This is a genomic window from Streptomyces capitiformicae (assembly GCF_002214185.1).
GTDB classification, from domain to species: Bacteria; Actinomycetota; Actinomycetes; order Streptomycetales; family Streptomycetaceae; genus Streptomyces; species Streptomyces capitiformicae.
Genome location: NZ_CP022161.1, coordinates 8,934,797 through 8,959,804, shown reverse-complemented (window position 1 = coordinate 8,959,804; position 25,008 = coordinate 8,934,797). Strand labels below are relative to the sequence as shown.

General features: G+C 69.5%; 22 protein-coding genes and 6 pseudogenes. 12 read left to right on the top strand and 16 right to left on the bottom strand.

The window, feature by feature from the left end:
- Positions 1-43: 43 nt before the first annotated feature.
- Both CES90_RS51740 and CES90_RS40160 read right to left on the bottom strand, forming a co-directional pair.
- A pseudogene (locus CES90_RS51740) lies at positions 44-487 on the bottom strand (class I SAM-dependent methyltransferase); the annotation flags it as partial.
- Positions 488-512: 25 nt separating this feature from the next.
- Positions 513-830 (bottom strand): annotated as a pseudogene (locus tag CES90_RS40160) (TIGR04282 family arsenosugar biosynthesis glycosyltransferase); the annotation flags it as partial.
- Positions 831-942: 112 nt separating this feature from the next.
- Here CES90_RS40160 and CES90_RS51430 point away from each other — a divergent pair.
- The 3 genes from CES90_RS51430 (at position 943) to CES90_RS40150 (ending at position 1,997) form a co-directional block, all read left to right on the top strand.
- Positions 943-1,071, top strand: a complete 129-nt coding sequence (locus CES90_RS51430) for a hypothetical protein (protein ID WP_268257069.1) — start codon at positions 943-945, stop codon at positions 1,069-1,071.
- A gap of 167 nt (positions 1,072-1,238) precedes the next feature.
- Entirely contained in the window at positions 1,239-1,406 is a 168-nt protein-coding gene (locus CES90_RS50500; RefSeq protein WP_229914418.1) for a cation:proton antiporter regulatory subunit, read from the top strand.
- A gap of 171 nt (positions 1,407-1,577) precedes the next feature.
- The gene (locus CES90_RS40150) at positions 1,578-1,997 is read left to right on the top strand and encodes a hypothetical protein (protein ID WP_189787891.1); all 420 of its coding nucleotides are present in this window, start codon (positions 1,578-1,580) and stop codon (positions 1,995-1,997) included.
- A 16-nt stretch (positions 1,998-2,013) separates the two neighbouring features.
- Here CES90_RS40150 and CES90_RS40145 read toward each other — a convergent pair whose 3' ends face one another.
- The 3 genes and pseudogenes from CES90_RS40145 to kdpF (CES90_RS40135) all read right to left on the bottom strand — a co-directional run bounded on the left by CES90_RS40145 (position 2,014) and on the right by kdpF (CES90_RS40135) (position 4,911).
- A complete protein-coding gene (locus tag CES90_RS40145) occupies positions 2,014-4,578 on the bottom strand; it encodes a sensor histidine kinase (RefSeq protein ID WP_189787892.1) in 2,565 nt (854 codons plus the stop codon).
- Positions 4,579-4,634: 56 nt separating this feature from the next.
- Positions 4,635-4,814 (bottom strand): annotated as a pseudogene (locus CES90_RS40140) (winged helix-turn-helix domain-containing protein); the annotation flags it as partial.
- Positions 4,815-4,821: 7 nt separating this feature from the next.
- Positions 4,822-4,911: a K(+)-transporting ATPase subunit F gene (kdpF, locus tag CES90_RS40135; RefSeq protein WP_189787893.1), complete on the bottom strand. Its 90-nt coding sequence runs from the start codon at positions 4,909-4,911 to the stop codon at positions 4,822-4,824.
- A gap of 492 nt (positions 4,912-5,403) precedes the next feature.
- Here kdpF (CES90_RS40135) and CES90_RS40130 point away from each other — a divergent pair, with 492 nt between their 5' ends.
- From CES90_RS40130 to CES90_RS40105, 7 genes and pseudogenes are all read left to right on the top strand, one after another.
- The gene (locus tag CES90_RS40130) at positions 5,404-5,598 is read left to right on the top strand and encodes a hypothetical protein (RefSeq protein ID WP_189787919.1); all 195 of its coding nucleotides are present in this window, start codon (positions 5,404-5,406) and stop codon (positions 5,596-5,598) included.
- A gap of 18 nt (positions 5,599-5,616) precedes the next feature.
- A pseudogene (locus CES90_RS51425) lies at positions 5,617-5,835 on the top strand (DUF3040 domain-containing protein); the annotation flags it as partial.
- A gap of 144 nt (positions 5,836-5,979) precedes the next feature.
- The gene (locus CES90_RS40125; protein WP_229914421.1) at positions 5,980-7,110 is read left to right on the top strand and encodes a site-2 protease family protein; all 1,131 of its coding nucleotides are present in this window, start codon (positions 5,980-5,982) and stop codon (positions 7,108-7,110) included.
- 251 nt (positions 7,111-7,361) lie between these two features.
- Positions 7,362-7,877, top strand: coding sequence for a hypothetical protein (locus CES90_RS40120; protein WP_189787895.1), 516 nt, complete (start codon positions 7,362-7,364; stop codon positions 7,875-7,877).
- Between the two features lie 103 nt (positions 7,878-7,980).
- Positions 7,981-9,414: a flotillin family protein gene (locus tag CES90_RS40115; protein WP_189787896.1), complete on the top strand. Its 1,434-nt coding sequence runs from the start codon at positions 7,981-7,983 to the stop codon at positions 9,412-9,414.
- A gap of 93 nt (positions 9,415-9,507) precedes the next feature.
- Complete coding sequence (locus CES90_RS40110) at positions 9,508-9,864, top strand: hypothetical protein (protein WP_189787897.1); 357 nt, start codon at positions 9,508-9,510, stop codon at positions 9,862-9,864.
- 76 nt (positions 9,865-9,940) lie between these two features.
- Positions 9,941-11,254 (top strand): hypothetical protein, encoded by a 1,314-nt coding sequence (locus tag CES90_RS40105; RefSeq protein WP_189787898.1) that lies wholly within the window; start codon positions 9,941-9,943, stop codon positions 11,252-11,254.
- 351 nt (positions 11,255-11,605) lie between these two features.
- Here the strand turns inward: CES90_RS40105 and CES90_RS51735 are convergent.
- The 8 genes and pseudogenes from CES90_RS51735 to kdpF (CES90_RS40070) all read right to left on the bottom strand — a co-directional run.
- A pseudogene (locus tag CES90_RS51735) lies at positions 11,606-12,196 on the bottom strand (hypothetical protein); the annotation flags it as partial.
- 18 nt (positions 12,197-12,214) lie between these two features.
- Entirely contained in the window at positions 12,215-12,496 is a 282-nt protein-coding gene (locus CES90_RS51730; protein WP_308437931.1) for a hypothetical protein, read from the bottom strand.
- A gap of 202 nt (positions 12,497-12,698) precedes the next feature.
- Positions 12,699-15,251 (bottom strand): sensor histidine kinase, encoded by a 2,553-nt coding sequence (locus CES90_RS40095; protein WP_189787899.1) that lies wholly within the window; start codon positions 15,249-15,251, stop codon positions 12,699-12,701.
- Between the two features lie 46 nt (positions 15,252-15,297).
- Complete coding sequence (locus CES90_RS40090; protein WP_189787900.1) at positions 15,298-15,981, bottom strand: response regulator; 684 nt, start codon at positions 15,979-15,981, stop codon at positions 15,298-15,300.
- A gap of 118 nt (positions 15,982-16,099) precedes the next feature.
- Positions 16,100-16,711 (bottom strand): potassium-transporting ATPase subunit KdpC, encoded by a 612-nt coding sequence (kdpC, locus tag CES90_RS40085; protein WP_189787901.1) that lies wholly within the window; start codon positions 16,709-16,711, stop codon positions 16,100-16,102.
- A 5-nt stretch (positions 16,712-16,716) separates the two neighbouring features.
- Positions 16,717-18,855, bottom strand: coding sequence for a potassium-transporting ATPase subunit KdpB (gene kdpB, locus CES90_RS40080; RefSeq protein WP_189787902.1), 2,139 nt, complete (start codon positions 18,853-18,855; stop codon positions 16,717-16,719).
- Positions 18,852-20,516, bottom strand: coding sequence for a potassium-transporting ATPase subunit KdpA (gene kdpA, locus CES90_RS40075; protein ID WP_189787903.1), 1,665 nt, complete (start codon positions 20,514-20,516; stop codon positions 18,852-18,854). The genes kdpB and kdpA overlap by 4 nt, the downstream gene beginning before the upstream one ends.
- An 8-nt stretch (positions 20,517-20,524) precedes the next feature.
- Positions 20,525-20,614 (bottom strand): K(+)-transporting ATPase subunit F, encoded by a 90-nt coding sequence (gene kdpF, locus CES90_RS40070; protein WP_016434100.1) that lies wholly within the window; start codon positions 20,612-20,614, stop codon positions 20,525-20,527.
- A 481-nt stretch (positions 20,615-21,095) separates the two neighbouring features.
- Here kdpF (CES90_RS40070) and CES90_RS40065 point away from each other — a divergent pair.
- Together CES90_RS40065 and CES90_RS40060 are read left to right on the top strand one after the other, a co-directional pair.
- Positions 21,096-23,140, top strand: a pseudogene (locus CES90_RS40065) (APC family permease).
- A gap of 124 nt (positions 23,141-23,264) precedes the next feature.
- Positions 23,265-23,741, top strand: coding sequence for a CBS domain-containing protein (locus CES90_RS40060; RefSeq protein WP_189787904.1), 477 nt, complete (start codon positions 23,265-23,267; stop codon positions 23,739-23,741).
- Between the two features lie 27 nt (positions 23,742-23,768).
- Here CES90_RS40060 and CES90_RS40055 read toward each other — a convergent pair whose 3' ends face one another.
- The 3 genes from CES90_RS40055 to CES90_RS40045 all read right to left on the bottom strand — a co-directional run bounded on the left by CES90_RS40055 (position 23,769) and on the right by CES90_RS40045 (position 24,961).
- Positions 23,769-24,326: a hypothetical protein gene (locus tag CES90_RS40055; protein ID WP_229914419.1), complete on the bottom strand. Its 558-nt coding sequence runs from the start codon at positions 24,324-24,326 to the stop codon at positions 23,769-23,771.
- A 132-nt stretch (positions 24,327-24,458) separates the two neighbouring features.
- Positions 24,459-24,767 carry a hypothetical protein gene (locus CES90_RS40050; RefSeq protein ID WP_189787905.1) on the bottom strand — a complete coding sequence of 103 codons (309 nt, stop codon included), beginning with the start codon at positions 24,765-24,767 and terminating at the stop codon, positions 24,459-24,461.
- Positions 24,768-24,781: 14 nt separating this feature from the next.
- Positions 24,782-24,961 (bottom strand): PGPGW domain-containing protein, encoded by a 180-nt coding sequence (locus CES90_RS40045; RefSeq protein ID WP_189787906.1) that lies wholly within the window; start codon positions 24,959-24,961, stop codon positions 24,782-24,784.
- Between the last annotated feature and the right edge of the window lie 47 nt (positions 24,962-25,008).

The following is a 25,008-nucleotide window of genomic DNA, read 5'->3' as shown; positions in this document are numbered from 1 at the left end:
GGACCGTCTCGGCGTTCAACAGGCCACCCGGCAGCAGTTCGGCCAGTCCGCGGAGCAGGGCGTGAGGGTCGCCGCCGATGCCGAGGTTCTCGTCCAGGAGCAGGGCGGTGTTCCACCGGCCCTCGCCAGGGAGCGGTTCGAAGACAGAGCGCCACAGGGCCTGCCCGCCGAGGCCCAGGGTATGGGCGACGGCGGCCTCGCTGATGTCGATGCCGAGCGCGGTCCGGCCGCGGGCGGCGAGTTCCGCCACCAGTCGTCCCGGTCCGCACCCGACGTCGAGCACGGCACCCTCGCACCGGTCCAGGATCCGCAGGTCCACGGCGTCGGCGGGCCCGCACCACCGCTCGACGTCCAGGGGCAGCAGCCACCCGTCGCTGCGGCGGAGGAAGAGCGGTCCGTGGCCGGTCCGGAGGGCGTCGGCGTAGGGGGCAGCGGACCAGCTGTGCTCCGCGGTGTCCCGCGCTCTCACCTCGTGTGCCGTGCTCATCGGCGGGCGACCGCCCGGAGCCGGTCAGCTCTGCGGCGGAGCAGCTGTGTGGCGCTGTGGCGGCTACCGCTTCGGCGTCGGCGGCGGTGTCGACGTCTCTCAGGCGCGGCAGGTCGCGCACGCGCAGTCCTGCGGCGACGAGCCGGGCGCGCTGCTCGGCGCCGGTGGTGGGCGTCGACATCGGGACCCCGCGCAGCAGCGCCGGGTCCGGGTGGGCCAGCCCGAGCGCCCAGAAGCCGCCGTCCTCGGCCGGACCGAAGCAGGCGTCATACCCATACCCGTCGAAGCCCACGGTGAGCAGCTCCTGTGTCACCTGCGGGGTGTCCATCCCGATCAGCAGGGCCGCTCTCCTGCCCCGTTACACCGAGGCGGACCTCGGCTAGGGTAGCCCGCTGGATCTTGGCCGGACGCTGATGGATCCTTGACGGAACGTTGGCAGGCAGGAAGGCCAGGGAGTGGCAGGGCGCGCGGGGCGGATGTGGCACTCGCTGTTGGCGGCACATCCCGCTCGTACGGTGGTCATGGGCTTCGCTGCCGTGATCCTGCTGGGGACGGTACTGCTGATGCTGCCCGTCGCCGTCTAGGACGGTCGGAGCGCCAACGTGGTGACGGCGCTGTTCACTTCCACGTCCGCGGTGTGCGTGACGGGTCTGGTCGTGGTGGACACCGGCACGTACTGGAGCGGCTTCGGCGAGGGCGTGATCCTCGTGCTGTAAGTCCGTCGCCCCGGCCGTCTCCACCGGTATGCCGCTTGGCGAAGAGCCAGGTGCGCAGCAAGTACGGGGTGACGGTCGTCGGTATCAAGCGGCCGGGCGAGGGCTTCACCTACGCCGCCGCCGAGACGGTCATACAGAAAGGGGACGTCATCGTCGTCACCGGCAAGATCCACGATGTGGAGTCGTTCGCCGAACTCAGCTGAGTGCACCGCGAGCCGCCGTATCGCTGCTCTTCGCTCCTTCGCCACCGGTCGCGCGTCCAGGGAAGCCTTGCTCGCACTGAGTTCGTTAAGAAAGGGCGGTCACCCGGCGCGGAACCGTCCTGGAGGCGCCGTCATGGGAGCAGCGCAGGTGACGCGGGGAAGGATGAGCTCATGGTGGAGTGGCGACCGTTGCGGGCTGCGGTCAGGCCGGTACCCGAGCCTGTTCCTACGCCCTTCGTCTGGGTGGCGGCCTTCATCGGGGCGCTGCTGACGGTGGGGGTGCTCAGCGTGGCGAACGGGCTCGCCGAACCGCTGCACGCCCTGCTGGTGCTGTGCGTCCTGGCGGCGCTGCTGGGAGTGTGCGCCCGCTTCGTCGCGGCGCCGGGCACCGCCGCGGTGTGCTGGCTGTTCCTCAACGGCTTCGCGGTGCCGCCACATGGCGAGCTTGCGTGGCAGGGGTATCCGGATGCGGGGCGGCTCGTCTTCCTGATGGGCGCGGCGCTGCTCGGTACGGTGATCGCCCGCCTCGTCAACGCCCGGGGCGCGCATCGGCGGATCACCCCCGGTGGGGACCGCGGCGCGAGCTCGTGAGCGGCCGCCGAGGCCGTTACGAGGTGAAGTGGGCGGGCAGGTCGGGGGGTACAGGTGGACGGCCTGGCGTGCTCTTGAGGGTGAGGACCATGGTCATACCGCCGCCGGGGGTGTCCTCGGCGATGAGCGTGCCGCCCATGGCCTCGGCGAAGCCGCGGGCGACCGCGAGGCCCAGGCCGACTCCCGCGCCGCGAGGCACATCCCCGTACCGCTGGAACGGCTCGAAGATCCTCTCCTTGGCCTCGTCGGGCACCCCGGGGCCGCGGTCGACGACCCGCAGCTCGACCCGGTCGCCGAGCGTGCTGGCGGAGACCAGCACCACCTCGTTCTCCGGGCCGTACTTCACGGCGTTCTCCACGACGTTGGCGACGGCCCGTTCCAGCAGCCCGGGGTCGGCCGCGACCATCGGCAGGGTTTCGGGGATCTCCAGGACGACGGAGCCTTCGGGGACGCCGCCGAGGGCCATCGGTACCACTTCGTCCAGGTCCACGTCGCGGATCAGCGGTGTGACGGTGCCGGTCTGCAGCCGGGACATGTCCAGCAGGTTGCCCACCAGGTGGTCGAGCCGGTCGGTGCCTTCTTCGATGCTCGCCAGCAGTTCCGCCTGGTCCTCTTCGGACCATTCGATGTCGTCGGAGCGCAGCGAGGTGACCGCGGCCTTGATGGTGGCCAGCGGGGTCCGCAGATCATGGCTGACGGCGGCGAGCAGCGCGGTGCGGATGCGGTTGCCCTCGGCCAGCTCGCGCGCCTGCCCGGCTTCCTGCTTCAGCCGCTGGCGGTCCAGGACGACGGCGGCCTGAGCGGCGAAGGCGGCCAGCACACGCCGGTCCTCGGCAGGCAGCACCCGCCCGGACAGGGCGAGTACGAGGTGGTCGCCGACCGGCATGTCGACATCGGCGTCCACTGGGCGCTCGATCGGACGGGCCGTCCCGACCCTGCCCGCGCAGGTCCACGGCTCGACCTCGCCGCCCCGCTCCAGCAGTGCCACCGACTCCATCCCGAAGGTCTCCCGCACCCGCTCCAGCAGCGCCTCCAGACCGTCCTCGCCCCGTAGCACGCTGCCCGCCAGGAACGACAGGGTCTCGGACTCGGCGCGAAGCCGGGCCGCTTGGTGGGTCCGGCGGGCGGCCAGGTCCACGACCGAGGCGACCGAGACACCGACTGCGAAGAAGACGATGATGGCGAGGACGTTCGCCGGATCATCGATGATCCAGGTGTGAGTGGGTGGGGTGAAGAAGTAGTTCAGCAGCAGCGAGCCGGCCGTGGCCGCGGCCAGCGCGGGCATCAGTCCGCCGAGCAGTGCGGCCCCCACGGTCAGGGTCAGGAACAGCAGCACCTCGTTGGCGAAGCCGGGACCGTCGTCGGCGGGCCGGGTGTTCCACACCGAGGTGAGCAGCAGGGTGAGCACCACCGGGCCGACCACACCGACCAGCCATCCGGCGATGATGCGGGAGCGGCCGAGCCGGCCGCCGCGCGCCACCGGCAGTCCGCGGCCCTTGGCGGCCTCCTCGTGGGTGACGATGTGGACGTCGAGGTCCGGTCCGGACTCGCGGGCCACCGTGGCACTCACCCCGGGCCCGAAGGCGTACTGCCAGGCGCGCCGCCGGCTGACGCCGAGCACGATCTGGGTGGCGTTGACACTCCGGGCGAAGTCCAGCAGCGCCTGCGGTACGTCGTCGCCGACGACCTGGTGAAACGTGCCGCCCAGGTCCTCGACCAGGGTGCGCTGTACGGCGAGTTCCTTGGGCGAGGCGGAGGTCAGCCCGTCGCTGCGGGAGATGTAGACGGCCAGTACCTCGCCGCCCGCGCCCTTCTCCGCCAGCCGGGCCGCCCGCCGCAGCAGGGTCCGTCCTTCAGGGCCGCCGGTCAGCCCGACCACGATCCGCTCGCGGGCCTGCCAGGTGGAGCGGATGTCGTGTTCCCCGCGGTACTGCTGCAGGTACTCGTCGACCCGGTCCGCGGTCCACAGCAACGCCAGCTCCCGCAGCGCGGTCAGATTGCCCGGCCGGAAATAGTTCGACAAGGCCGCGTCGACCTTGTCGGGCTTGTAGATGTTGCCGTGCGCCATCCGGCGGCGCAGCGCCTGCGGTGACATGTCGACCAGCTCTATCTGGTCGGCGCGCCGCACCACCTCGTCCGGTACGGTCTCCCGCTGCCGCACCGTGGTGATCGACTCGACGACATCGCCGAGCGACTCCAGGTGCTGGATGTTGACGGTCGTTATGACGTCGATCCCGGCCTCCAGCAGTTCCTCGACGTCCTGACACCGCTTGGAATTCCGGGAGCCCGGCACGTTGGTGTGGGCCAGCTCGTCCACCAAGGCGACGGCCGGCCGGCGCTTCAGCACGGCGTCCACGTCCATCTCGGTGAACACCGCGCCCCGGTACTCCAGCTCCCGGCGCGGGATCTGCTCCAGGCCGTGCAGCATCACCTCGGTACGCGGCCGGTCGTGGTGCTCGACGAAGGCCACCACACAGTCGGTGCCGCGCTCCACACGGCGGTGCGCCTCCGACAGCATGGCGTAGGTCTTGCCGACGCCCGGCGCCGCACCGAGGTAGATCCGTAGCTTGCCGCGTGCCATGGTTCAGGGTTCCGATCGTTCTGCGCTCGCCGGGCCGGTTCGGGACAGCAAGGAGATCACTTCTCGACGCGGTGTCCCATGGCCGGCCCGGTGATGAGGTGGCGTGGATGCGATGGGTCTGCCTCCAGTTTGCGCCGCGGCCGTGTCGCGTAGACCCGCAGGTTGTCGGTGTGTGTCTTGTACGAGGGTCCCCACACCTCCTGCAGCAGATGCTTCTGGCTGCCCAGCCGCCCCGTGCCGTGCTCAGAACCTATCTGGAAAGATCAGCGCGCGGATCAGACAGCCCAGCAGGGCCACGGCCACGGCCAGCCCGACGATGTTCTCGGCGCTCACAGCCGACCCACCCGCCGGGCGATGAGAGACGCCAGCGCGAACACCGCGACCGTGGCGCAGACGAAGGCCACATCGGCCATCGCGAGCTCCTAGACGAGATTCGGAAGGAACGGACCTCTAGAAGTAACCCCGCCGCAACGCCGATCAACCCGCCGTTGACACGGCTATTTCGTCCCTGGCCGCTTCCTTGACGCTTTCCTGACGCGGCCGGGCCCGACTTGCCGAAGCCAGGAGGGGCCTGCGCCACCTGGTGTGTTTCGCGTAGTACCGGGCGGCTCCACCGCAGTTTGATCACTTCGGGTAGACGGCCGGCCGGTGCGCGCGGGTACTCCGCGAGTTAAGACGCCCGTTGGAGCTGCATGCGAACAGGGGAACTGTGCTGTGCCCCGAAGCCGCCTCCCCTCACCACTCCGGAGGCTTGTCCAGGTCCTCCTGGTCACACTGGGGTGTCCGCTGGCCGCTCCTGCAGGGCGCGCGGCGCAGACTCCGACTGTGCTGGCGACGCGGATCGACGACAGCATCACGCTGGTTGTCGCCGAGCACCTCGAGGAGGGGCTGCGCGTCGCAGAGTGCTTCTCCAGCGAGCGGAACTCCACGCGCATCTTCCCGCTGCCGATGGAGGTACTGCGGCTCGTCGACACGCTCCGGCCCTCCGACGGCGCGCAGAGCGGCACCCGCGCCGCTTAGGCGAGTCAGGTGATCGGTATGAACCCCTCGATGGACGACCGGCGCATCCTCGCGGAGATGGAGCGACACCTCGCCCGGGACGACCCCGAGCTGGTCTCGCTGATGGACGCACTGAACGACCAGTTCTCCCACAACCAGGATGACGCCGACGGTCGTGACGACGACGCCGCACGGCACAGTCGACGCCGGAAGGCGGCCGTGGTGCTCATCATCGCCCTGGCGGCCCTGATCCTCACGGCCATCGTCACCTCGCCCCTGCCGACGACACGCCCCGACCGACGAAGAGCCTCGCTGTGGCCGCATCCGTCCATACGCGGTGTCGGGACCCCGGTACGGGGGACACTGCCAGTAGGGGGCCCACACCGTCCGCAGGAGATGGTGATGAACGGCTCGGTACGGATGGGACGCCTGCTCGGGGTGCCGCTGCGCCTCCACTGGACCGTGCCCCTGCTCGTGGTGCTGTTCGGGTACAGCCTGGGCAGCCGCACGCTCCCCGCCGGGGTTCCGGACCAGTCGAACGCCGCCTACACGGTCGCCGGCCTGGCCGGGGCTCTGCTGCTGCTCGGAAGTCTGCTGGCTCATGAGGCCGCGCACGCGATCGCGGCCCGGCGAAAAGGCATCCCGGTCCAGAGCATCACGCTGTGGGCGTTGGGCGGGATGACCGAGATGGGCAAGCCGCGCGCGGCCGGGGCGGCCTTCCTGGTGGCTGTGAGCGGGCCGCTCGCCAGCCTGGCCGTCGGTGGGGCCGCGCTCGGTGCCGGTGTCGGGCTGGACGCCCTCTCCGGCTGGGAGGTTCCCGCGGCGGTCCTGGTCTGGCTCGGCTGGGTGAACTGCGTCCTGGCCATGTTCAATCTGCTGCCGGCCGCGCCGCTCGACGGAGGACGCGTCGTGCAGGCACTGATGTGGTGGCGTACCGGAGACCGGGACCGGGCCGAACGGGCGGCCGCACGCAGCGGGCAGGTCCTCGGCATGCTGCTGATCGCCGTCGGCTGGATCTCCGTCCTGTACGGCGTGTGGAGCGGCCTGTGGCTGGCGGTCATCGGCTTCTTCGTCCTGATCGTCGCCAACGCGGAACGTCAGCACGCCCGGATGGCCCCGGCCCTGCGCGGAGTGCGAGCGGCGGATGCCATGTCGAGTCCCGTGGAGGCATGCCAGGACTGGCTGACGGTGGAGCGGTGCATCGCGGATGTGGTCGTGCGGACCCGCCACACGGTGCTGCCCCTGATCGACTTCGACGGACGCCCCAGCGGCCTGCTCAACCTGGCGCGGCTCGCGCGGGTCCCCGCGCAGCAGCGGGAGACACTGCGGGTGCGGGACGTGGCGACACCGTTGCCGCAGAACGCCACGTGCGCGCCGGACGACCTCCTGGAAGACGTACTCGAAAAGCTCTCCTCGGGCATCGGCATACGCATCCTCGTCATCGACGGGCAGCGCCTGGTGGGCATCATCACCGCACGTGACATCTCCCGAATCGTCCAGCGCCATGCACTTCGCGGCACGGAGAGCCGGTGAGCACTCAAGGGCTGGGGAGAGAAGTCGCAGGCGTGTGCAACGCGGAGCGTCGGCAGCCCGCGACTGGAGCGTCGGCAGCCCGCGACTGGGTGGGGCTCGAACCTGAGTGTGTTCTGCCGGACGGGATGTGAAGAGCACGGCATCAAAGCCGTGTGAAGACTGCCGGAACAAGGCAATGTGCTTGCGCTTGTCCACATGCGAGCATGCGCTCAACCGGCACGAAGGAGTCGAGGAGGGGACGGTGAACGCGGATGGCCTGGTTTCTCGGTCTGGGCATTGCAGGGGTCGTACTCCTCGTACTGTCGCTCGTCTTCGACGGCGTCCTTGAGGGACTCTTCGACGGTGTCGACGTGCTGGACGGCCTGTTCGACGGCTGGCTGTCGCTTCCGGTCATCGCCGGGTTCCTCTCCATGCTCGGCTTCTCCGGTGCGATCGCCATGGGCACCACCGGGGTGGGTGCCGTCGGCGCCACCGTGATCGGCGTGCCGGCCGGAGTCGGCACGGGCTGGCTCGCCTATCGCCTCAGCCGTGCCCTGATGAGCGACCGGTCCGGCGCCGCCCCGCGCGACGACGACCTGATCGGTGCTTCGGGCTCCGTCGTCACCGCCATCCCGGCAGGCGGCTACGGCGAGGTACTGGTCCACCTGGCCGGACAACCCGTGAAGCTCGCGGCGAAGAGTTCCGCCCCGGTGGCGCGAGGCGCCGAGATCTGGGTGGAGGAGACGCTGTCGCAGACATCGGTCTCCGTACGCCTGGTGGAACGCTGATCGACCGCTCCGCTGTACACATCCGGCACCGAGTCGGCGGTGCCCTTTCGTCCACGTGAACCCATCGATCTGCCGTCCCCTGGGAGGGCTGAGGGGAATTGTCATGAGCCCAGTTGTGATCGCTGTGATCGGAGTCGTCGCACTCCTTGTCCTGCTCGGTCTAGTCGTGGTCACCCGCTACAAGGTGGCGGGGCCGAGCGAGGCGTTCATCGTCACCGGGCGGCGGGGAAAGAAGTCCACCGACCCGGAGACGGGCCGCGTGTTCACCGACAACAGCGGGCAGAAGGTCGTGGTCGGCGGCGGGGTGTTCGTCGTGCCGTTCGTGCAGCAGAAGTTCACCCTCGACCTCTCCTCCCGGCACATCCCGGTCGCGGTGCGCGGCGCGGTCACCCTGCGGGGCGTCAAGGCTCACCTGGAGGGGGTCGCGATCGTCAAGGTCGGCGGCACGGAGGACTCGATCCGCGCGGCGGCCCAGCGGTTCCTGATGCAGCAGGACGGCATCGTCGGCTTCACCCAGGAGGTGCTCTCCGGCGCGCTGCGCGCCATCGTGGGCCGGATGTCGGTGGAGGACATCATCCGCGACCGGGCCGCGTTCGCCGGGCAGGTCGCCGAGGAGGCAGAGGCGAGCCTGTCCGGGCAGGGCCTGGTGCTGGACGCCTTCCAGATCCAGGACATCACCACCGAGGGCTCCTACCTGGAAGACCTCGGCCGCCCGGAGGCCGCGCGCGCCAAGCAGGAGGCGGACATTGCCGAGGCCGTCGCCCGCCGTGCCGCCGAGCAGGCCCGGTTGAAGGCGGAGGAGGAGATCGCGATCGCGCAGCGGACCTTCGCCCTGAAGCAGGCCGAGATCAAGGCCGAGACCGACGAGGCGGCGGCGCGTGCCGCGGCCGCGGGTCCGCTGGCCGAGGCGGCGCGAAACCAGGAGGTCCTGGCCGAGCAGGAGAAGGTCGCCGAACGTCAGGCCGCGCTGACCGACCGCGAGTTGGACACCAAGGTCCGCAAGCCCGCCGACGCCGCCCGCTACCAGGCCGAGCAGGAGGCCGAGGGCCGTCGTATCGCGCTGGTCAAGGAGGCCGAGGCGGCGGCCGAGCGGGCCCGGCTGACCGGTGAGGGTGAGAAGGCGCAGCGCGCCGCGCTCGCCGACGCCGTACGACTGGAGGGTGAGGCGGAGGCCGCCGCGATCGGGGCCAAGGGCGCCGCCGAGGCCGAGGCGATGCGGAAGAAGGCCGACGCCTTCGCGCAGTACGGCGACGCGGCCGTGCTGCAGATGCTCGTCGAGGTGCTGCCGCAGGTGGTCGCCAAGGCGTCCGAGCCGCTCAGCGCGGTGGACAAGATGACGGTCATCTCCACGGACGGGGCCAGCCAGCTCTCCCGTACGGTCGCCGACAACGTCGCTCAGGGTGTCGAACTCCTCAGCTCCACGACGGGAGTCGACCTCGCCGAGCTACTGAAGGGCATCACCCAGCGTGCCGGCGGCGCGCAGCCCGCGACCACGGCACCCGCCGAGGCCAACGGGAAGGTCGAGATCACCGGCTGACATAGGCATTGAGCAGCGGCGCGAGTCCGGGCGGCCCTTGAGCTGCCCGGGCTTGTGGTCGCGGGTGGTTGGCCCGGAAGTGGAGTGTGAGTGGTGTTCCTGTGGCTTTGGCCGATCGGCTGGTCGGCGTTCGCCCTGCCCCTGGCGATCGCCTCTTTGCGCGGCTGGGCGCCCAAGTCGGTCCGGCGACGGATCACTCCGTGGGGCATACGCGTACGGGGCGTCGCTCTGCTGGTCATCTGGGTCGGCGGCCTGATCGTTCCGCTTCTGCAGCACAGCGGCCTGGATACCGATGACGCCGCGTTCCTCGGGGCCGTCGTGCAGGTCGGATTCTTGATGTTCGCGGCAGGTCTGATGGGCGGCTCGCAGCTGGGGGAGTGGTTCTACCGAAGGGCTGTTCAGCCGAAGGAACTTGATGAGACGCTCAGCACCGCTGGGCGGCCGTGGTGAGCCCGGATTGGGTCCGGAATCGTACGACGCACGTCGCCCAGGTCGTCGGGCGGATCACAGACCAAATGGAGAAGCAGTGAGCCCGCTGCGCAAGTCACACCCAGTGGCGCACACGACCGGGATTGCGCATCCCGCGACGGCGCTTGCTCTCACCAGGTTCCGCCGGCGCGCCTGGGGCTGGCTCGGAGGCGGCCTCGGGGCCGTCATGGTCGGGCTGACGGTCGGTCCGCCCGCCGACGAAGCCGGAATCGGCTGGCTGAACGACATCGCCGTCTTCTGCGTCGGAGGCGGCCCGGTCGCCGCCATCGTCGGCGTGGCGGCCCTCGTCAACTACCGCCGTATGCGGCGGTCCTTGTCCACCCACCCATGGATCGCCTGCTCCGCTGTGGCCATTTCATCCCAGGGCAAACCCCGTACGGTACTGCGCCACCCGCAGACGGGTGACGTGATCCCGCTGTCGGTCCGGACGCTGCAGCCGCGATACCACCTGGCCAACCCCGACCCCGGAGGCGTGCTGTGGTGGTGCGGCGACGCGCGCACCGGCGGTGTGCTCGCGCAACCCGGCGGCGAGCACCTGCTGTGGGCACGCCGCCCTCGAACTGGGCGGACCCGTCGCAGGGACGTCTTGACGGCGGAACGACAGGGGCTCCTGAACAGGCCGCAGCCCCGGCAGCCGCAGGCCGGCGTGGACGACCAACTCATCGAAGGCCGGGAGCCGGACCTGTCGTACGCGGCCATGGCCGAAGCGGCCCGTCGGCAGGCGATCGAGGACGAGGACGGAACCGCCCCGCGCCGCGAACCCGACATCCGTGCCGTGCCCTGGTGGCGCGTGCCTGCCCTACTGGAGATTTCGTACGTCTGGCCGGCCGTGGTCAATGCGGCTTTCGCCATCGCGATGGTGGTGACGTGGTGGCTTCTGGCGAAGGACCAGGACGTCCTGGTGCCGCTGATCCTCGCGGCCCTGTCCGGCATCAACGCACTCCGGTTCGGCCGCCGGATGATTACTCAGGGGATGCCCGCGGTGAGAGGCTTGGTGCAGGCAGCCCGGGCGCCCGTTCCCGTACCCAAACGCTACGTGTTGCTGCCTGGCCTCGACGACGGACTGGTCCTGGTGCTCTTCGCCGCCCACGGAGGTCCGGAGGATCTGCCGGAAGCCGCCATGGAAGTCAACCCGCCAGGCACGCCCAAGCATCCGAGACGCGGTATGCCCCCAGCGGTCGGCACGGTCGATCTGCACGGCTGGCTCGACGCCGGGCCCACCGTCGTCCCATGGATCGACGGCCGCCCCCTGTGGCCCCGGGACGAGTACGAGGCGGTGAACCTCAATGACCGGAGGGACCGTGACTACTTCGCAGCCCTGGTCGGAGGTGTGGGTGCGAAGGCGACATGAGTCGGCCAGGTCCGGGGCTCCTCGTTGGTGAGGATGAAGCCGCTGGTGAGGGTGAAAGACCCCGCTCAGCGGTCGAGTACCGGCCCTGCGGTGTCGAGTGCGGCACCGACATGGTCGGCGAGGCTTACGGTCACTAGGGCGTGTTGCGAAAGTCCCGCCTGCCGCCCGACGCCTGGCACGCTCCCCCACTCTCGGCTTCTCCCCTACTCTCGGCTTCTCCCCTACTCTCGGCTTCTCCCCCACTCTCGGCTTCGCTCGAGCGGGAGGGGCCCCCATGAGCGGGAGGGGCCCCATGAGCGGGAGGGGCCCCCACCGCCGCACCGGGCGAAAGCCCAAGTACATCCAGTCCATCTACGGGGCCTTCCGCCCGGCACGCCGAGAGCACGCTCCCCCACTCTCGGCTTCGCTCGAGCGGGGGGGGGACCCCCATGACGCCGCTCGGCCCGCCCTCCGGGCGGACGACGGGACTTTCGCAACACGCCCCAGGCGTGCCTGAAGAGGCGGTGGTACGGCGCCGGGCTCTGGCAGGAGCATGAACCGGCCGAGGTAACGGCCGCCCACCGAGGCCCGCAACTCGATCTCCTCGCCGGGCCAGCCGTCCTTGTCCAGGTCCCAGTTGGCGCGCCCGACGGTCAGCGAGCCGTCCTGCTCCAGGCGGGGGTGCCGGCCGAGCAGCGTGCCGTGTTCGAAGCGGCAGCCGCGCAGGCCAAGGATCTCGACGAGTTGCTGCCCGACCTGGTCCACCACGGCATACGGCGAGGCACCAGCCTGTACTAGGCAGGCAGTCTCGTGGATCCGTGCCAGATGTGCCGCGTCGGTGACGGTGACCAGCTTCAACGTACGGGCGTGGGCCGCCAGTTGGGACACGGCCACGCCCACCGCCAGCAGCAGGAGGGTGGTGGTGATGTCGTCGCCGTCGGAGATGGTGAACCGCTGGTAGGGGCGAGTGAGGAAGCCGTATCAGATTGCGGCTGCGCCGCGGGCGAACCAGGCCGCCGCCGAGAGCGCGGCCAGCACTCCTGCGACCCGGCTGCCCAGGGCGGCGACCGCCACCACGACCACGACCAGGGCCAGGGCCAGGGCCAGGGCCAGGGCCACGACCACGACCACGACCAGGACCAGGACCAGGGCCAGGTTCGCGGACGACAGATGGGCGCGGAACGGTGCCAGGGCCAGCGCGACCACGAGTGGCGCGAGCAGGGCGGAGGCCGGGACGATCCGGTCACGGAACGAACTCTTCATGGTCCACCTCGCTGGAGTGGGGTTGGTCCCCATGGGCGGGAGATGGAGATTGCGGCGTGCCGGCCGACCGGGCCAGCGTGGCCCCTGGCGGTCACGGTCGGCCATACCGGCGCGCGTTCTTGACGCATCTCTGACATCGCGCGCAGGCAGTAGTGGGTCTGCGGCGGCGTGCGTCGATTTGACCCACTGGCCGGCCGGCTGCCTACGAGGTGGCCGTTGCGGGAAGACCGGGCCGTGCCGACGGAGGACTGGTCGCCGCCGGCAGGGTGAGGACCATGGTGAGGCCGCCGCCGGGAGTGTCCTCGGCGGTGAGGGTGCCGCCGATGGCCTCGGCGAAGCCGCGGGCGACTGCCAGGCCGAGGCCGACCCCGGCGCCGCGCGGGGCGTCGCCGTAGCGCTGGAAGGGTTCGAAGATGCGGTCCTTGGCCTCGTCGGGGACGCCGGGGCCGCGGTCCACGACACGGACCTCGACCCGGTCGGCGTGGGCGCTCGCCGATACGACGACCGGCTTGCCGTCGGGGCTGTACTTGACCGCGTTCTCGACGATGTTGGCGACCGCCCGCTCCAGCAGACCCTTGTCGACGGCGACCATGGGCAGGGTTTCGGGGATGTCCAGGACGACGGTCGACTCGGGGTCCGGGATGCCGCCCAGCGCCATGGGGACGACCTCGTCCACGTCGATCTCACGGATGAGCGGGGCAAGTGTGCCGGTCTGCAGGCGGGACATGTCCAGAAGATTGCCCACCAGGTGGTCGAGACGGTCGGCGCCCTCCTCGATGCCCGCCAGCAGCTCCGCCTGGTCCTGTTCGGACCACTCGACGTCGTCCGAACGCAGAGAGGTCACCGCCGCCTTGATGCCCGCGAGCGGGGTGCGCAGGTCATGGCTCACGGCGGCCAGGAGCGCGGTGCGGATGCGGTTGCCCTCGGCCAGTTCCTTGGCCTGGTCGGCCTCGGACTGCAGCCGCTGACGGTCCAGGACGACGGCGGCCTGGACGGCGAAGGCGGCGAGGACCCGGCGGTCCTCGGCGGGCAGGACCCGGCCGGACAGGGCGAGCGCCATGTGGTCGCCGACCGGCATGTCGACGTCCGCGTCCTCGGGCCGTTCGACAGGCCGTCCGGTGCCCACGCGACCGGCGCAGGTCCATGGCTCGACATCGCTCTTGCGTTCCAGAAGGGCGACCGACTCCATGGCGAAGGTCTCCCGGACTCGTTCCAGGAGGGCTTCCAGGCTGGTCTCGCCGCGCAGCACGTTGCCGGCCAGGAAGGAGAGGATCTCCGACTCGGCGCGCAGCCGGGCGGCCTGGTGGGTGCGGCGGGCCGCCAGGTCCACCACCGACGCCACCGAGGCCGCGACCAGGATGAAGATCGCCAGTGCGAGCATGTTCTTGGGATCGGCGATGGTGATGCGGTGCACCGGGGGAGTGAAGAACCAGTTCAGGAGCATGGTGCCGACCGCTGCCGAGGCCAGTGACGGCAGCAGGCCGCCGAGAAGTGCGGCCCCCACGGTGAGCGTCAGGAACAGCAGCATGTTGTTGGTGAGGCCGAGGTCGGCGTCACTGTGGGTCAGCAGCAACGTGAGCAGTGCCGGGCCCCCGATACCGGTCAGCCAGCCCCAGATGAGCCGGGATCTGCCGAGTCGCGCGCCCCGGGACACGGGCAGTCCGCGGCCCTTGCCCGCCTCGCTGTGCGTGATCAGGTGCACGTCGAGGTCGGGCCCCGAGTCCCGGGCGACCGTCGCGCCGACACCGGGTCCGAAGACGTACTGCCATCCCTTGCGGCGTGACACCCCGAGGACGATCTGGGTGGCGTTCACCCCGCGTGCGAAGTCCAGCAGCGCCACCGGGACGTCGTCGCCGACGACGTGGTGGAAGGTGCCGCCGAGGTCCTCGACCAGGGTTCGCTGTACGGCCAGCTCCTTGGGGGAGGCGGAGGTGAGCCCGTCGCTGCGGGCTATGTAGACGGCCAGGACCTCGCCGCCGGCGCCCTTCTCCGCGAGCCGGGCGGCGCGCCGGATCAGGGTCCTCCCCTCCGGTCCGCCGGTGAGGCCGACCACGATGCGCTCCCGCGACCCCCAGATCTTCGACACCTGGTGCTCGCTGCGGTACTGCTGCAGGTACTCGTCGACCCGGTCGGCCACCCACAGCAGTGCCAGCTCTCGCAGCGCGGTGAGATTGCCGGGCCTGAAGTAGTTGGACAGCGCCGCGTCGACCTTGTCGGGCTTGTAGATGTTGCCGTGTGCCATGCGCCGGCGCAGGGCCTGCGGGGACATGTCGACCAGCTCGATCTGGTCCGCTCGCCGCACGACCTCGTCCGGCACGGTCTCCTTCTGCCGGACGCCGGTTATCGACTCGACGACGTCGCCGAGCGACTCCAGGTGCTGGATGTTGACGGTCGATACGACGTCGATCCCGGCCGCGAGCAACTCCTGGACGTCCTGCCACCGTTTGGCGTTGCGCGAGCCGGGGATGTTGGTGTGCGGCAGCTCGTCGACGAGGGCCACGGCGGGGGCGCGCCGCAGCACCGCGTCCACATCCATCTCGGTGAACGTCGTGCCGCGGTACTCGATCTCCTTGCGGGGCACCTGCTCCAGGCCCTGCAGCATCACCTCGGTGCGCGGCCGGTCGTGGTGCTCCACGAAGGCGACCACGCAGTCGGTGCCCCGCTCGACGCGGCGGTGGGCCTCGGAGAGCATCGCATACGTCTTGCCGACGCCGGGTGCGGCGCCGAGGTAGATCCGGAGCTTGCCGCGTCCCATCGTCTCGTCTCTGAAGTCGTGTGTGGTCAGGAGGATCGAGAGCGCGTCATGACTCGAAGCGGTAGCCCATGCCCGGCTCGGTGATGAGGTAGCGGGGGTGGGAGGGGTCCGCTTCGAGTTTTCGTCTCAACTGGGCCATGTAGACCCGAAGGTAGTTCGTCTTGTCGCTGTAGGTGGCCCCCCAGACCTCCTGGAGGAGTTGCTTCTGGGTGACCAGGCGGCCGGGGTTGCAGACCAGGATTTCCAGCAGGTGCCACTCGGTCGGGGTCAGCCGGATGTCGCGGCCGCCTCTGGTGGCCTTCTTGGCCAGCAGGTCGATGGTGAACTCGCTCGTCGTGACCATCGTCGTCTCGGGTGCCATCGGCAGGGCCTCGGTACGGCGGACGGCGGCCCGCAGCCGGGCCAGCAGCTCGTTCATGCTGAACGGCTTGGTGATGTAGTCGTCGGCGCCCGCGTCGAGGGCGGCGACCTTCTCGTCGGACGCCGTCCGGGCGGACAGGACCAGCACGGGCACTCGGGTCCAGCCGCGCAGCGCCTTGATCACCTCGACGCCGTCCATGTCGGGCAGGCCCAGGTCGAGCACCACCACGTCCGGCTGGCGGGCGGCGGCCAGTCGGAGCGCGGTGGCGCCGTCCGGCGCGGCGTCCACTCCGTACTGGCGGGCTTGCATGTTGATCACGAGGGCTCGTACGAGCTGTGGATCGTCCTCCACCACCAGCACCCGGGTCATCGGTGTGCGGCCTTCCTGTCGTCGGTGGGGTCGGGGCCGTCAGGGCGGCGGCGGGAGCCGACGGGGCCGGATGTTCCGGTCTGCCGACTCCCGGCCGCTGTCCCTGCTGCTAACTGCATCAGTGGTCGGCCAGTTCCTTGAGCGCGATGTTGAGTTCGAGGACGTTGACGCGCGGCTCGCCCATGAAGCCGAGGGCGCGGCCGTCGGTGTGGTCCTTGACCAGCTTCTCGACCTGAGTGACGGTCAGCCCGTTCGCCTCTGCGACCCGCTTGACCTGGATGTCCGCGTAGTCCGGGGAGATGTCCGGGTCGATGGCGGAGGCGGAGCCGGTGACCGCGTCGGCGGGCACCTCGGACTCGGGTACGCCGTTGAACTCGGCGACCTGCTTCTTGGCTGCCTTCACCATGTTCACGAGCTCGGGGTTGCCGGCGCTCAGCTGGCTGGAACCGGTGGCCAGCGGGTCGTAGTCGCTGTTGGACGGCCGCCCCTGGAACCACTTCGGGTCCGGCTTGTTGGTGCCCTTGATGTTCCAGCTTTGGCCGATCAGCTTGGAGCCGACCTCCTTGCCGTCGGCCTTGACGATGGAGCCGTTGGCCTTGTCGTGGAAGGCGAGTTGGCCGATGCCGGTGACGACGAGGGGGTAGAGGATGCCGGTCACGACGGTGAGGACGAGCAGCATGCGCAGGGCCGCCCACAGCATCCGTGCGGTGTTGGTTACGGAGTTGTTCATGTCCTTCACCGGATCCCGGGGATCAGCGAGATGAGCAGGTCGATGATCTTGATGCCGATGAACGGGGCGATCAGCCCGCCGAGGCCGTAGATGCCGAGGTTGCGGCGCAGCATCCGGTCGGCGCTCATCGGCCGGTACTGCACACCCCGCAGGGCGAGCGGCACCAGGGCGATGATGATCAACGCGTTGAAGATGACCGCGGACAGGATCGCCGACTCCGGGCTGGCCAGGCCCATGATGTTGAGCTTGTCCAGTGACGGGTAGGCGACCGCGAACATCGCCGGGATGATCGCGAAGTACTTCGCGACGTCGTTGGCGATGGAGAACGTCGTCAACGCGCCCCGCGTGATGAGGAGTTGCTTGCCGATCTCGACGATCTCGATGAGCTTGGTCGGGTTGGAGTCGAGGTCGACCATGTTGCCGGCCTCCTTGGCGGCCGACGTACCCGTGTTCATCGCCACGCCGACGTCCGCCTGGGCCAGCGCGGGTGCGTCGTTCGTACCGTCGCCGGTCATCGCGACCAGCTTGCCGCCGGCCTGTTCCCGCTTGATGAGGGCCATCTTGTCCTCGGGGGTCGCCTCCGCGAGGAAGTCGTCGACTCCGGCCTCGTCCGCGATGGCCTTCGCGGTCAGCGGGTTGTCACCGGTGATCATGACGGTCTTGATGCCCATGCGGCGCAGTTCCTCGAACCGCTCCCGCATGCCCTCCTTGACCACGTCCTTCAGGTGGATGACCCCCAGGATCCGGGTGCCCCGGTCGTCCTGGACCGCGACCAGCAGCGGCGTACCGCCTGCCTCCGAGATGCGGTTGGCGATCTCGTCGGCGTCCTCGGCGACCGACCCGCCCTGCTCCCGCACCCAGGCGATGACCGACCCGGCCGCACCCTTGCGGATCTTGCGCCCGTCGACATCCACACCCGACATCCGGGTCTGGGCGGTGAAGGCGATCCATTCGGCGTGCGCGAGCTCGCCCTGGTGGCGTTCGCGCAGCCCGTACTTCTGCTTCGCCAGTACGACGATGGAGCGGCCCTCGGGCGTCTCGTCGGCCAGCGACGACAGTTGGGCAGCGTCGGCGACCTCGGCCTCCGTCGTGCCGCGCACTGGCACGAACTCGGCGGCCTGGCGGTTGCCGAGGGTGATAGTGCCGGTCTTGTCCAGCAGCAGCGTCGAGACGTCGCCGGCGGCCTCGACTGCCCGGCCGGACATGGCGAGGACGTTGCGCTGGACCAGGCGGTCCATGCCCGCGATGCCGATGGCGGAGAGCAGTGCGCCGATCGTGGTCGGGATGAGGCAGACCAGCAGAGCTGTCAGCACGATCATGGAGGTCTGCTTGTCGGCGCCCGCGTAGATGGCGAACGGCTTCAGCGTCACGACCGCGAGCAGGAAGACGATGGTGAGCGAGGCCAGCAGGATGTTCAGCGCGATCTCGTTGGGCGTCTTCTGCCGTGCCGCGCCCTCGACCAGGTTGATCATCCGGTCGATGAAGGTCTCGCCCGGCTTGGTCGTGATCTTGATGACGATCCGGTCGGAGAGCACCTTCGTGCCGCCGGTGACGGCGCTGCGGTCGCCGCCGGACTCGCGGATGACGGGCGCGGACTCGCCGGTGATCGCCGACTCGTCGACGGACGCGACTCCTTCGACGACGTCACCATCGCCGGGGATGATGTCGCCGGCCTCGCACACGACCAGGTCGCCGACCTTCAACTCCGTACCGGGCACGCGCTCTTCGGAGTCCCCGACGAGTCGGCGCGCCACGGTGTCGGTCTTGGCCTTGCGCAGGGTGTCCGCCTGCGCCTTGCCGCGGCCCTCGGCGACGGCCTCCGCCAGGTTGGCGAAGACGACGGTCAGCCACAGCCAGGCGGCGATGACCCAGCCGAACCAGTCGCCCGGGGTCTTGATCGCCAGCACGGTGGTGACCACCGAGCCGATGAGCACGACGAACATCACGGGGGACTTGACCATCACCCGCGGGTCGAGCTTGCGGAAGGCGTCGGGCAGTGACTTGACGAGTTGCTTGGGGTCGAACAGGCCCGCGCCGACGCGGCCCTCGGCCGGCTTGTGTCCGGTCGGTACGTCCTGGTGCGGTGCCCGGGTCGGGGTAACCGTGGACATCGGGTCCTCTTGCTTGTCGATACGAGTGGTCATGTCGCCAGCCCCTCGGCCAGCGGGCCCAGCGCCAGGGCCGGGAAGAACGTCAGACCGGTGATGATCATGATGGCGCCCACGAGGAGTCCGGTGAACAGCGGCTTCTCCGTGCGGAGCGTGCCCGCGGTGGCGGGGATCGGCTTCTGCTCGGCGAGCGAGCCGGCCAGCGCCAGCACGAACACCATCGGCAGGAACCGGCCCAGTGCCATGCACAGGCCCAATGTCGTGTTGAAGAACTCGGTGTTGGCGCCGAAGCCCGCGAACGCGGAACCGTTGTTGTTCGAGGCGGAGGTGTAGGCGTACAGGACCTCGGAGAAGCCGTGCGCCCCGACGTTGGTCATGGCGTCCTTGCCGTCGGGCAGGGCCATCGCCACTGCGGTGCCGATCAGCACCAGCGCGGGGGTGATGAGGATGTAGCAGGCCGCCAGCTTGATCTCGCGGGTGCCGATCTTCTTGCCGAGGTACTCGGGCGTGCGGCCGACCATCAGCCCGGCGAGGAACACCGCGATGATCGCCATGATCAGCATGCCGTAGAGGCCGGAGCCGACACCTCCGGGCGCGATCTCGCCGAGCATCATGCCCAGTAGCAGTACCCCGCCGGACAGGCCCTGGAAGGAGTCGTGGAAGGAGTTCACCGAGCCGGTCGAGGTCATCGTCGTCGACACCGCGAACAGCGACGACGGGCCCTCGCCGAACCGCTGTTCCTTGCCCTCCATCGACCCGCCCGCGATCTGCGAGGCGGTGCCCGGGTGGGCGTACTCGATCCAGGTCACCGCGACCACGCCGAGGAACCAGATGATGCCCATCGCGGCGACGATCGCGTAGCCCTGCTTGACGTTGCCGACCATCTTGCCGAAGGTGCGCGGCAGCGAGAACGGGATCACCAGGAGCAGGAAGATCTCCAGCAGGTTGGTGAAGCCGTTGGGGTTCTCGAACGGGTGGGCGCTGTTGGCGTTGAAGAAGCCGCCGCCGTTCGTGCCCAGGTCCTTGATGGCCTCCTGGGAGGCGACCGCGCCGGGGCTGATGGCCTGCTTGTCGCCGGTCAGCGTGGTGATGGTGTGGATGTCGCCGAAGTTCTGGATGGCGCCGGCAGCGATGAGGATCACGGCGGCGACCACGGAGATCGGGACCAGGATGCGGACGACGCCGCGCACCAGGTCCGCCCAGAAGTTGCCCAGGTCCCCGGTGCGGGAGCGGGCGAAGCCGCGCACCAGCGCCACCGCCACGGCGATGCCGACAGCGGCGGAGACGAAGTTCTGCACCGCGAGGCCGGCGGTCTGGGTGACGTGGCTCATCGCCGCCTCACCCGAGTACGACTGCCAGTTGGTGTTCGACACGAACGACACGGCCGTGTTGAACGCCTGGTCCGGGGTGATCGGCTTGAAGCCGAGCGACAGCGGCAGCTTGTCCTGCACCCGCTGCAGCAGGTAGAGGAACAGCACGCTCACCGCGGAGAAGGCCAGTACCCCACGCAGGTAGGCAGGCCAGCGCATCTCCGTGTCGGGGTTCGCGCCCACCGAGCGGTAGATCCAGCGCTCGACGCGAAGGTGCTTCTTGGAGGAGTAGACGGCGGCCATGTAGTCGCCGAGGGGACGGTGCACCAGGGCGAGCGCGCCGATCAGCGCGGTCACCAGGAGCACGTCAGCGAGGACGGGGCTCATGACGCGGCTCAGAACCTCTCCGGGAAGATCAGGGCGAGGACGAGATAGCCCAGCAGGGCGACGGCCACGACCAAGCCGACAATGTTCTCGGCGGTCACAGCTTCGCCACCCCCTTGGCGATGAGAGCCACGAGCGCGAACACCGCGATCGTGGCGACGACGAAGGCCACGTCGGCCATCGCAAGCTCCTGAATGAGGTTCGGAAATCCGTAAGAGGATCGGACCGCAACAGGAAACCTGCTGCCTCGACCGGATTCGACCGCCCTTAACGGCTTCCATACGGAGGCACGTACACCTTTGACGCACCCCATACGGCGCGACCCGCGCCGCACCGTTCTGCGCGCGGCGGAACGAGACGTCAGGGTTGGATCGCCGCCTCCGTTGGCGACGCGCGAAGAAACGTGGAAAAGCACTGCCGCGGACCTGCCACTGGGGGCTGTGCCCGCCGAGGTGCATGGCCCCCTCATTTGCGATTTGCGCCATTTATGCGCATCGTGCGAAACCCTAACGGCCCCTTAACGCCTAACCGACGGGTCAGCACTCCCCATGCGACCCCCCCTCGCGGCTTGACCTCGCGCGTGTGCTCAACGTGACCGGTCTGCTCAAACGCCTGGTGATCGGCCGGGCCAAGCGCAGCGAGGAACTTCACGAGACGCTGCTCCCCAAGCGGCTTGCCCTGCCGATCTTCGCGTCCGACCCCCTGTCCTCGGCGGCGTACGCGACCCGGGAGATCCTCCTGGTCCTCAGCCTCGGCGGTCTGGCTTACCTGCACTTCACGCCGTGGATCGCGGCTGCCGTCGTGATCCTGCTGACGGTGGTGGTGCCCTCGTACCGGCAGGTGGTGAGCACCTACCCGAGTGGCGGTGGCTCGTACGAGGTCGTCTCCACCAACCTGGGCCTCTCGGCCGGGCTGGTGGTCGCCGCCTCGCTGCTCGTCGACTACGTCATGACGGTGGCCGTCTCCGTCGCCTCCGGTGTCGACAACATCATCTCGGCCATCCCAGAACTTGCCGACCACCGTGTGGCCATGGCCCTCGGCTTCGTCGCGCTGCTCACCGCCATGAACCTGCGGGGCGTACGCGAGTCAGGGCGGGCCTTCGCCGCGCCGACCTATCTGTTCGTCGGCGGCGTCCTCATCATGATCACGACCGGGCTGTTCCGCTACCTGGTCGGGGACGCGCCGGTCGCCGAGTCCGCCAAGTACGGCATCACGGCCGAGCCGCACGAAGCGAATCTGACCGGACTGGCGCTGGTGATGCTCGTGCTGCGTGCCTTCTCCCAGGGTTGCACCGCGCTGACCGGCGTGGAGGCGATCTCCAATGGGGTGCCCGCGTTCCGCAAGCCCAAGCCGAAGAACGCGGCGACCACGATGGCGGTCATGGGCGCCATCTCCATCACCATGTTCGTCGGGGTCACCACCCTGGCGCTGGTGGCGAAGGCCGCCTGACCGGTCTCGACGGCAATTGCGACAGCCACACCCAGCGCACCGTCATCGCCCAGGTCGCGGCCGCCGTCTTCGGCGGCGAGCACAGCATCGGCTTCTACTACATCCAGGCCGCCACCGCGCTCTTCCTCATCCTCGCCGCGAACACCGCTTTCAACGGCTTCCCGCTACTCGCCTCGATCCTGGCCCAACACCGCTACCTGCCCCGCCAACTGCACAACCGCGGCGACCGTCTCGCCTTCTCCAACGGCATCCTCGCCCTCGCGATCGTCGCCGGCCTGCTGCTGTACGGCTTCCAGGCCAACGTCACCAATCTCATCCACCTCTACATCCTGGGTGTGTTCACCTCCTTCACGCTCTCCCAGACGGGCATGGTCCGGCACTGGAACCGCGAACTGCGTACCGAGACCGACCCCGCCCTGCGTCGCCACCACAAGATCACCCGGGTGATCAACGGAACCGGCGCGGCGGTCACCGGTGTGGTCCTGCTGATCGTGCTGGCCACCAAGTTCACGCAGGGTGCTTGGCTCGCGGTCGTCGCCGCGATCGTGCTGTGGGTGACAATGCGCGGCATCCGCCGCCACTACGACGCCACCGCCGCCGAACTCGCGGTCACCGACCCGAGGGGCGAACTCGCCCCGCCCAGCCGGGTGTTCGCGATCGTCCTCGTCTCCACCATCCACAAACCGACCCTGCGCGCCCTGTCGTACGCCCGCTCCTTCCGTCCCGACCACCTGGAGGCGCTCACCGTCTCGGTCGACCGCGACGAGGCGGCCCGGCTGCGCGACCGCTGGGAGGCGTATGGCATCGAGGTCCCCCTGAAGATCCTCGACTCCCCCTATCGGGAGGTGACCCGCCCGGTCGTGGACTACGTGCGCTCCATCCAGCGCGAGAGCCCGCGCGACATCGTGGCCGTCTTCATCCCCGAGTACGTGGTGGGTCACTGGTGGGAGAACCTCCTCCACAACCAGTCGGCCCTCTGGCTCGAGAGCCGTCTGCTTTTCACTCCTGGTGTGATGGTCACCAGCGTCCCCTGGCAGCTGACGTCCTCGGCCCGCGCCGACCGCCCGGCCGCCCGCGCTCCCGGCTCCGTCCGCCGCGGCGAGCCTCCGTCTCCGGCAGTACATCTGGAGAGGCACCCGGGATCACGTCGGTCCCGGCAGGGTGAACGCGGTGGGTGATCGGAGGGGAGCGATCCGTGTTTATCGAGGTCGCTGCGTATGTTTCGCGTCAATGGCCTGGCCGACACCAGGAATACGTACGACGCTGAGCACAGGAACGTTTCCAGTAGATGAGGAGCCCGCCGTGCGCGCTCGTGACCTGGCGGTCGAATACGAAACGGTGAGCGTCGACAGCGACGCCATGGACGCGGCCCGGCTGATGGCCGAGCACAAGCTGCCCGGCCTGTTGGTACTCGACGAGCGGGGTGAGCCGAAGGCGATCCTGCCGGCCTCCCAGATGATCAAAGTGCTGGTGCCCGCCTACGTGATCGAGGACCCCACCCTTGCCGCGGTCGTCGACGAGAAGCACGCCGACCGGCTCTGCCAGGCGCTGGCCGGCCGCCGCGTGGGGGAGTGCCTGTCCAGCACGGCGGCCACGCCGCCGGTCGCCGACCCCGACGACACCGCGCTGGAGGTGGCCGCGCTGATGGCGGAGGTGCGCAGCCCGTTGGTGGCGGTGGCGGAGAAGGCGAAGGACGGTACGCATCTGCTGGGTGTGATCACGGCTTCTCACCTGCTGCATGAACTCCTCGGCGCAGCGGGAGTGGTGAGCCCCGAGTAACCGTATCCGGGCACTGCGGCGCGCAGGCTATTCCATGCCGGAGGCCCGGAGGGTTCCGCGGCACAGCTCGCCGTCGATCCGCCGCCCCAACCGCTCCAGCACCGGCGTGCCGGACCGCAGGGTCCCCTGTTCCAGAGATCGGCGTGCACCTTGATCCAGTTGGTGCCACAGCAACGGGTTGGCGATCAGGACGCGTGGATCCAGCATCAGCCGCCCGCCGGACGTATCCGTGAGAATCACCCGCTGGCTTACGCCTTCGGATATGCGCACCGCCGCGAGGCGGTCGGTCCGCACCCGGCGGTGGGTCACGAGCCCGCGCGCGGCGAGTGCGCCGGCAGCCGCACTCACCCGCGGCGGCGTCAGGATGATCAGGAGCAGCACGGCGAGCGCGGCCCACCATCCGGCGCGCACGGCGGTGAGCCGCGCGAACCCGCAGTCGAGCAGTACCAGTGCCCCGAAGAGCAATACGCCGTAGAGCACCGCGCTGCGGAACTCCCGCGCCCAGTAACGGTCATGGACCGTCCGAACGGCATCCGCACGCGGACTACCGTCCACCAACGCGCGCTTCTTGATGCGCCGTCCCATACGGGCCACATTAGGCACGGCACCGGCTTGTGTCTCCGGCTGTGACAAACCCGGTTTCGAACTGCCCGGTCAGCCGACTGATCTCCTGACGGCAGCGCGCGGGCCTTCCCCGGCGATCACGGCCCAGGGATCTCAGCTCCGGGCCCCGTTGTCCTTGACCGCAGCCAGGAGGAACAGAACGGCTGCAAGGCCGTAGAACCCGATACCGAGAAGCATGGCGGCCATGACCACGTCGTACGAGGCGTTCGCCAGGCGGGGCACACCGTTGGCCAGCACGCCGCCGTACAAGCACAGAATTCCGTAGGCACGGGGGCGCAGACCTCCGGTGCCTCCTCGCGTCCACGGAGGAACCCAGCCCCGCAGGAGCGCGATCGGCAACGGCAGCATCAGGACGCTGGCAACGGCCAGAGCGATGCAGTGGTAGAGCGGATTGCCGTGCATCTCGGCACCTTCGTTCACTTGGGCCGGTTGGTCAGCCGAAGCGCTCCGGCGACCGCGAGGCAGAGGATGCCGAGCAGCAGTACGGGAAGACCGGGCCCGGGCAGGACCCACATCACCACGCCGCAGAGAGCGAGCGCCGTACCGGCGGTCGCAAGTGAGCGCGCGACTGTGCGCCTGGTGAGGGGGCTGCCCATCAGGTGGCTCCAGGAAGGACGAAGGGGCGGTGACCGTGGCGGAAACG

Excerpts from the sequence above, each read along its gene's own strand:
- CES90_RS40150 (WP_189787891.1), top strand. The coding sequence starts at position 1,578 with ATGGTGGAGTGGCGACCGTTGCGGGCTGCGGTCAGGCCGGTACCCGAG.
- CES90_RS40145 (WP_189787892.1), bottom strand. The coding sequence starts at position 4,578 with ATGGCACGCGGCAAGCTACGGATCTACCTCGGTGCGGCGCCGGGCGTC.
- CES90_RS40125 (WP_229914421.1), top strand. The coding sequence starts at position 5,980 with ATGAACGGCTCGGTACGGATGGGACGCCTGCTCGGGGTGCCGCTGCGC.
- CES90_RS40120 (WP_189787895.1), top strand. The coding sequence starts at position 7,362 with ATGGCCTGGTTTCTCGGTCTGGGCATTGCAGGGGTCGTACTCCTCGTA.
- CES90_RS40115 (WP_189787896.1), top strand. The coding sequence starts at position 7,981 with ATGAGCCCAGTTGTGATCGCTGTGATCGGAGTCGTCGCACTCCTTGTC.
- CES90_RS51730 (WP_308437931.1), bottom strand. The coding sequence starts at position 12,496 with ATGAAGAGTTCGTTCCGTGACCGGATCGTCCCGGCCTCCGCCCTGCTC.
- CES90_RS40095 (WP_189787899.1), bottom strand. The coding sequence starts at position 15,251 with ATGGGACGCGGCAAGCTCCGGATCTACCTCGGCGCCGCACCCGGCGTC.
- CES90_RS40090 (WP_189787900.1), bottom strand. The coding sequence starts at position 15,981 with ATGACCCGGGTGCTGGTGGTGGAGGACGATCCACAGCTCGTACGAGCC.
- kdpC (WP_189787901.1), bottom strand. The coding sequence starts at position 16,711 with ATGAACAACTCCGTAACCAACACCGCACGGATGCTGTGGGCGGCCCTG.
- kdpB (WP_189787902.1), bottom strand. The coding sequence starts at position 18,855 with ATGACCACTCGTATCGACAAGCAAGAGGACCCGATGTCCACGGTTACC.
- kdpA (WP_189787903.1), bottom strand. The coding sequence starts at position 20,516 with ATGAGCCCCGTCCTCGCTGACGTGCTCCTGGTGACCGCGCTGATCGGC.
- CES90_RS40055 (WP_229914419.1), bottom strand. The coding sequence starts at position 24,326 with ATGGGACGGCGCATCAAGAAGCGCGCGTTGGTGGACGGTAGTCCGCGT.
- CES90_RS40050 (WP_189787905.1), bottom strand. The coding sequence starts at position 24,767 with ATGCACGGCAATCCGCTCTACCACTGCATCGCTCTGGCCGTTGCCAGC.
- CES90_RS40045 (WP_189787906.1), bottom strand. The coding sequence starts at position 24,961 with ATGGGCAGCCCCCTCACCAGGCGCACAGTCGCGCGCTCACTTGCGACC.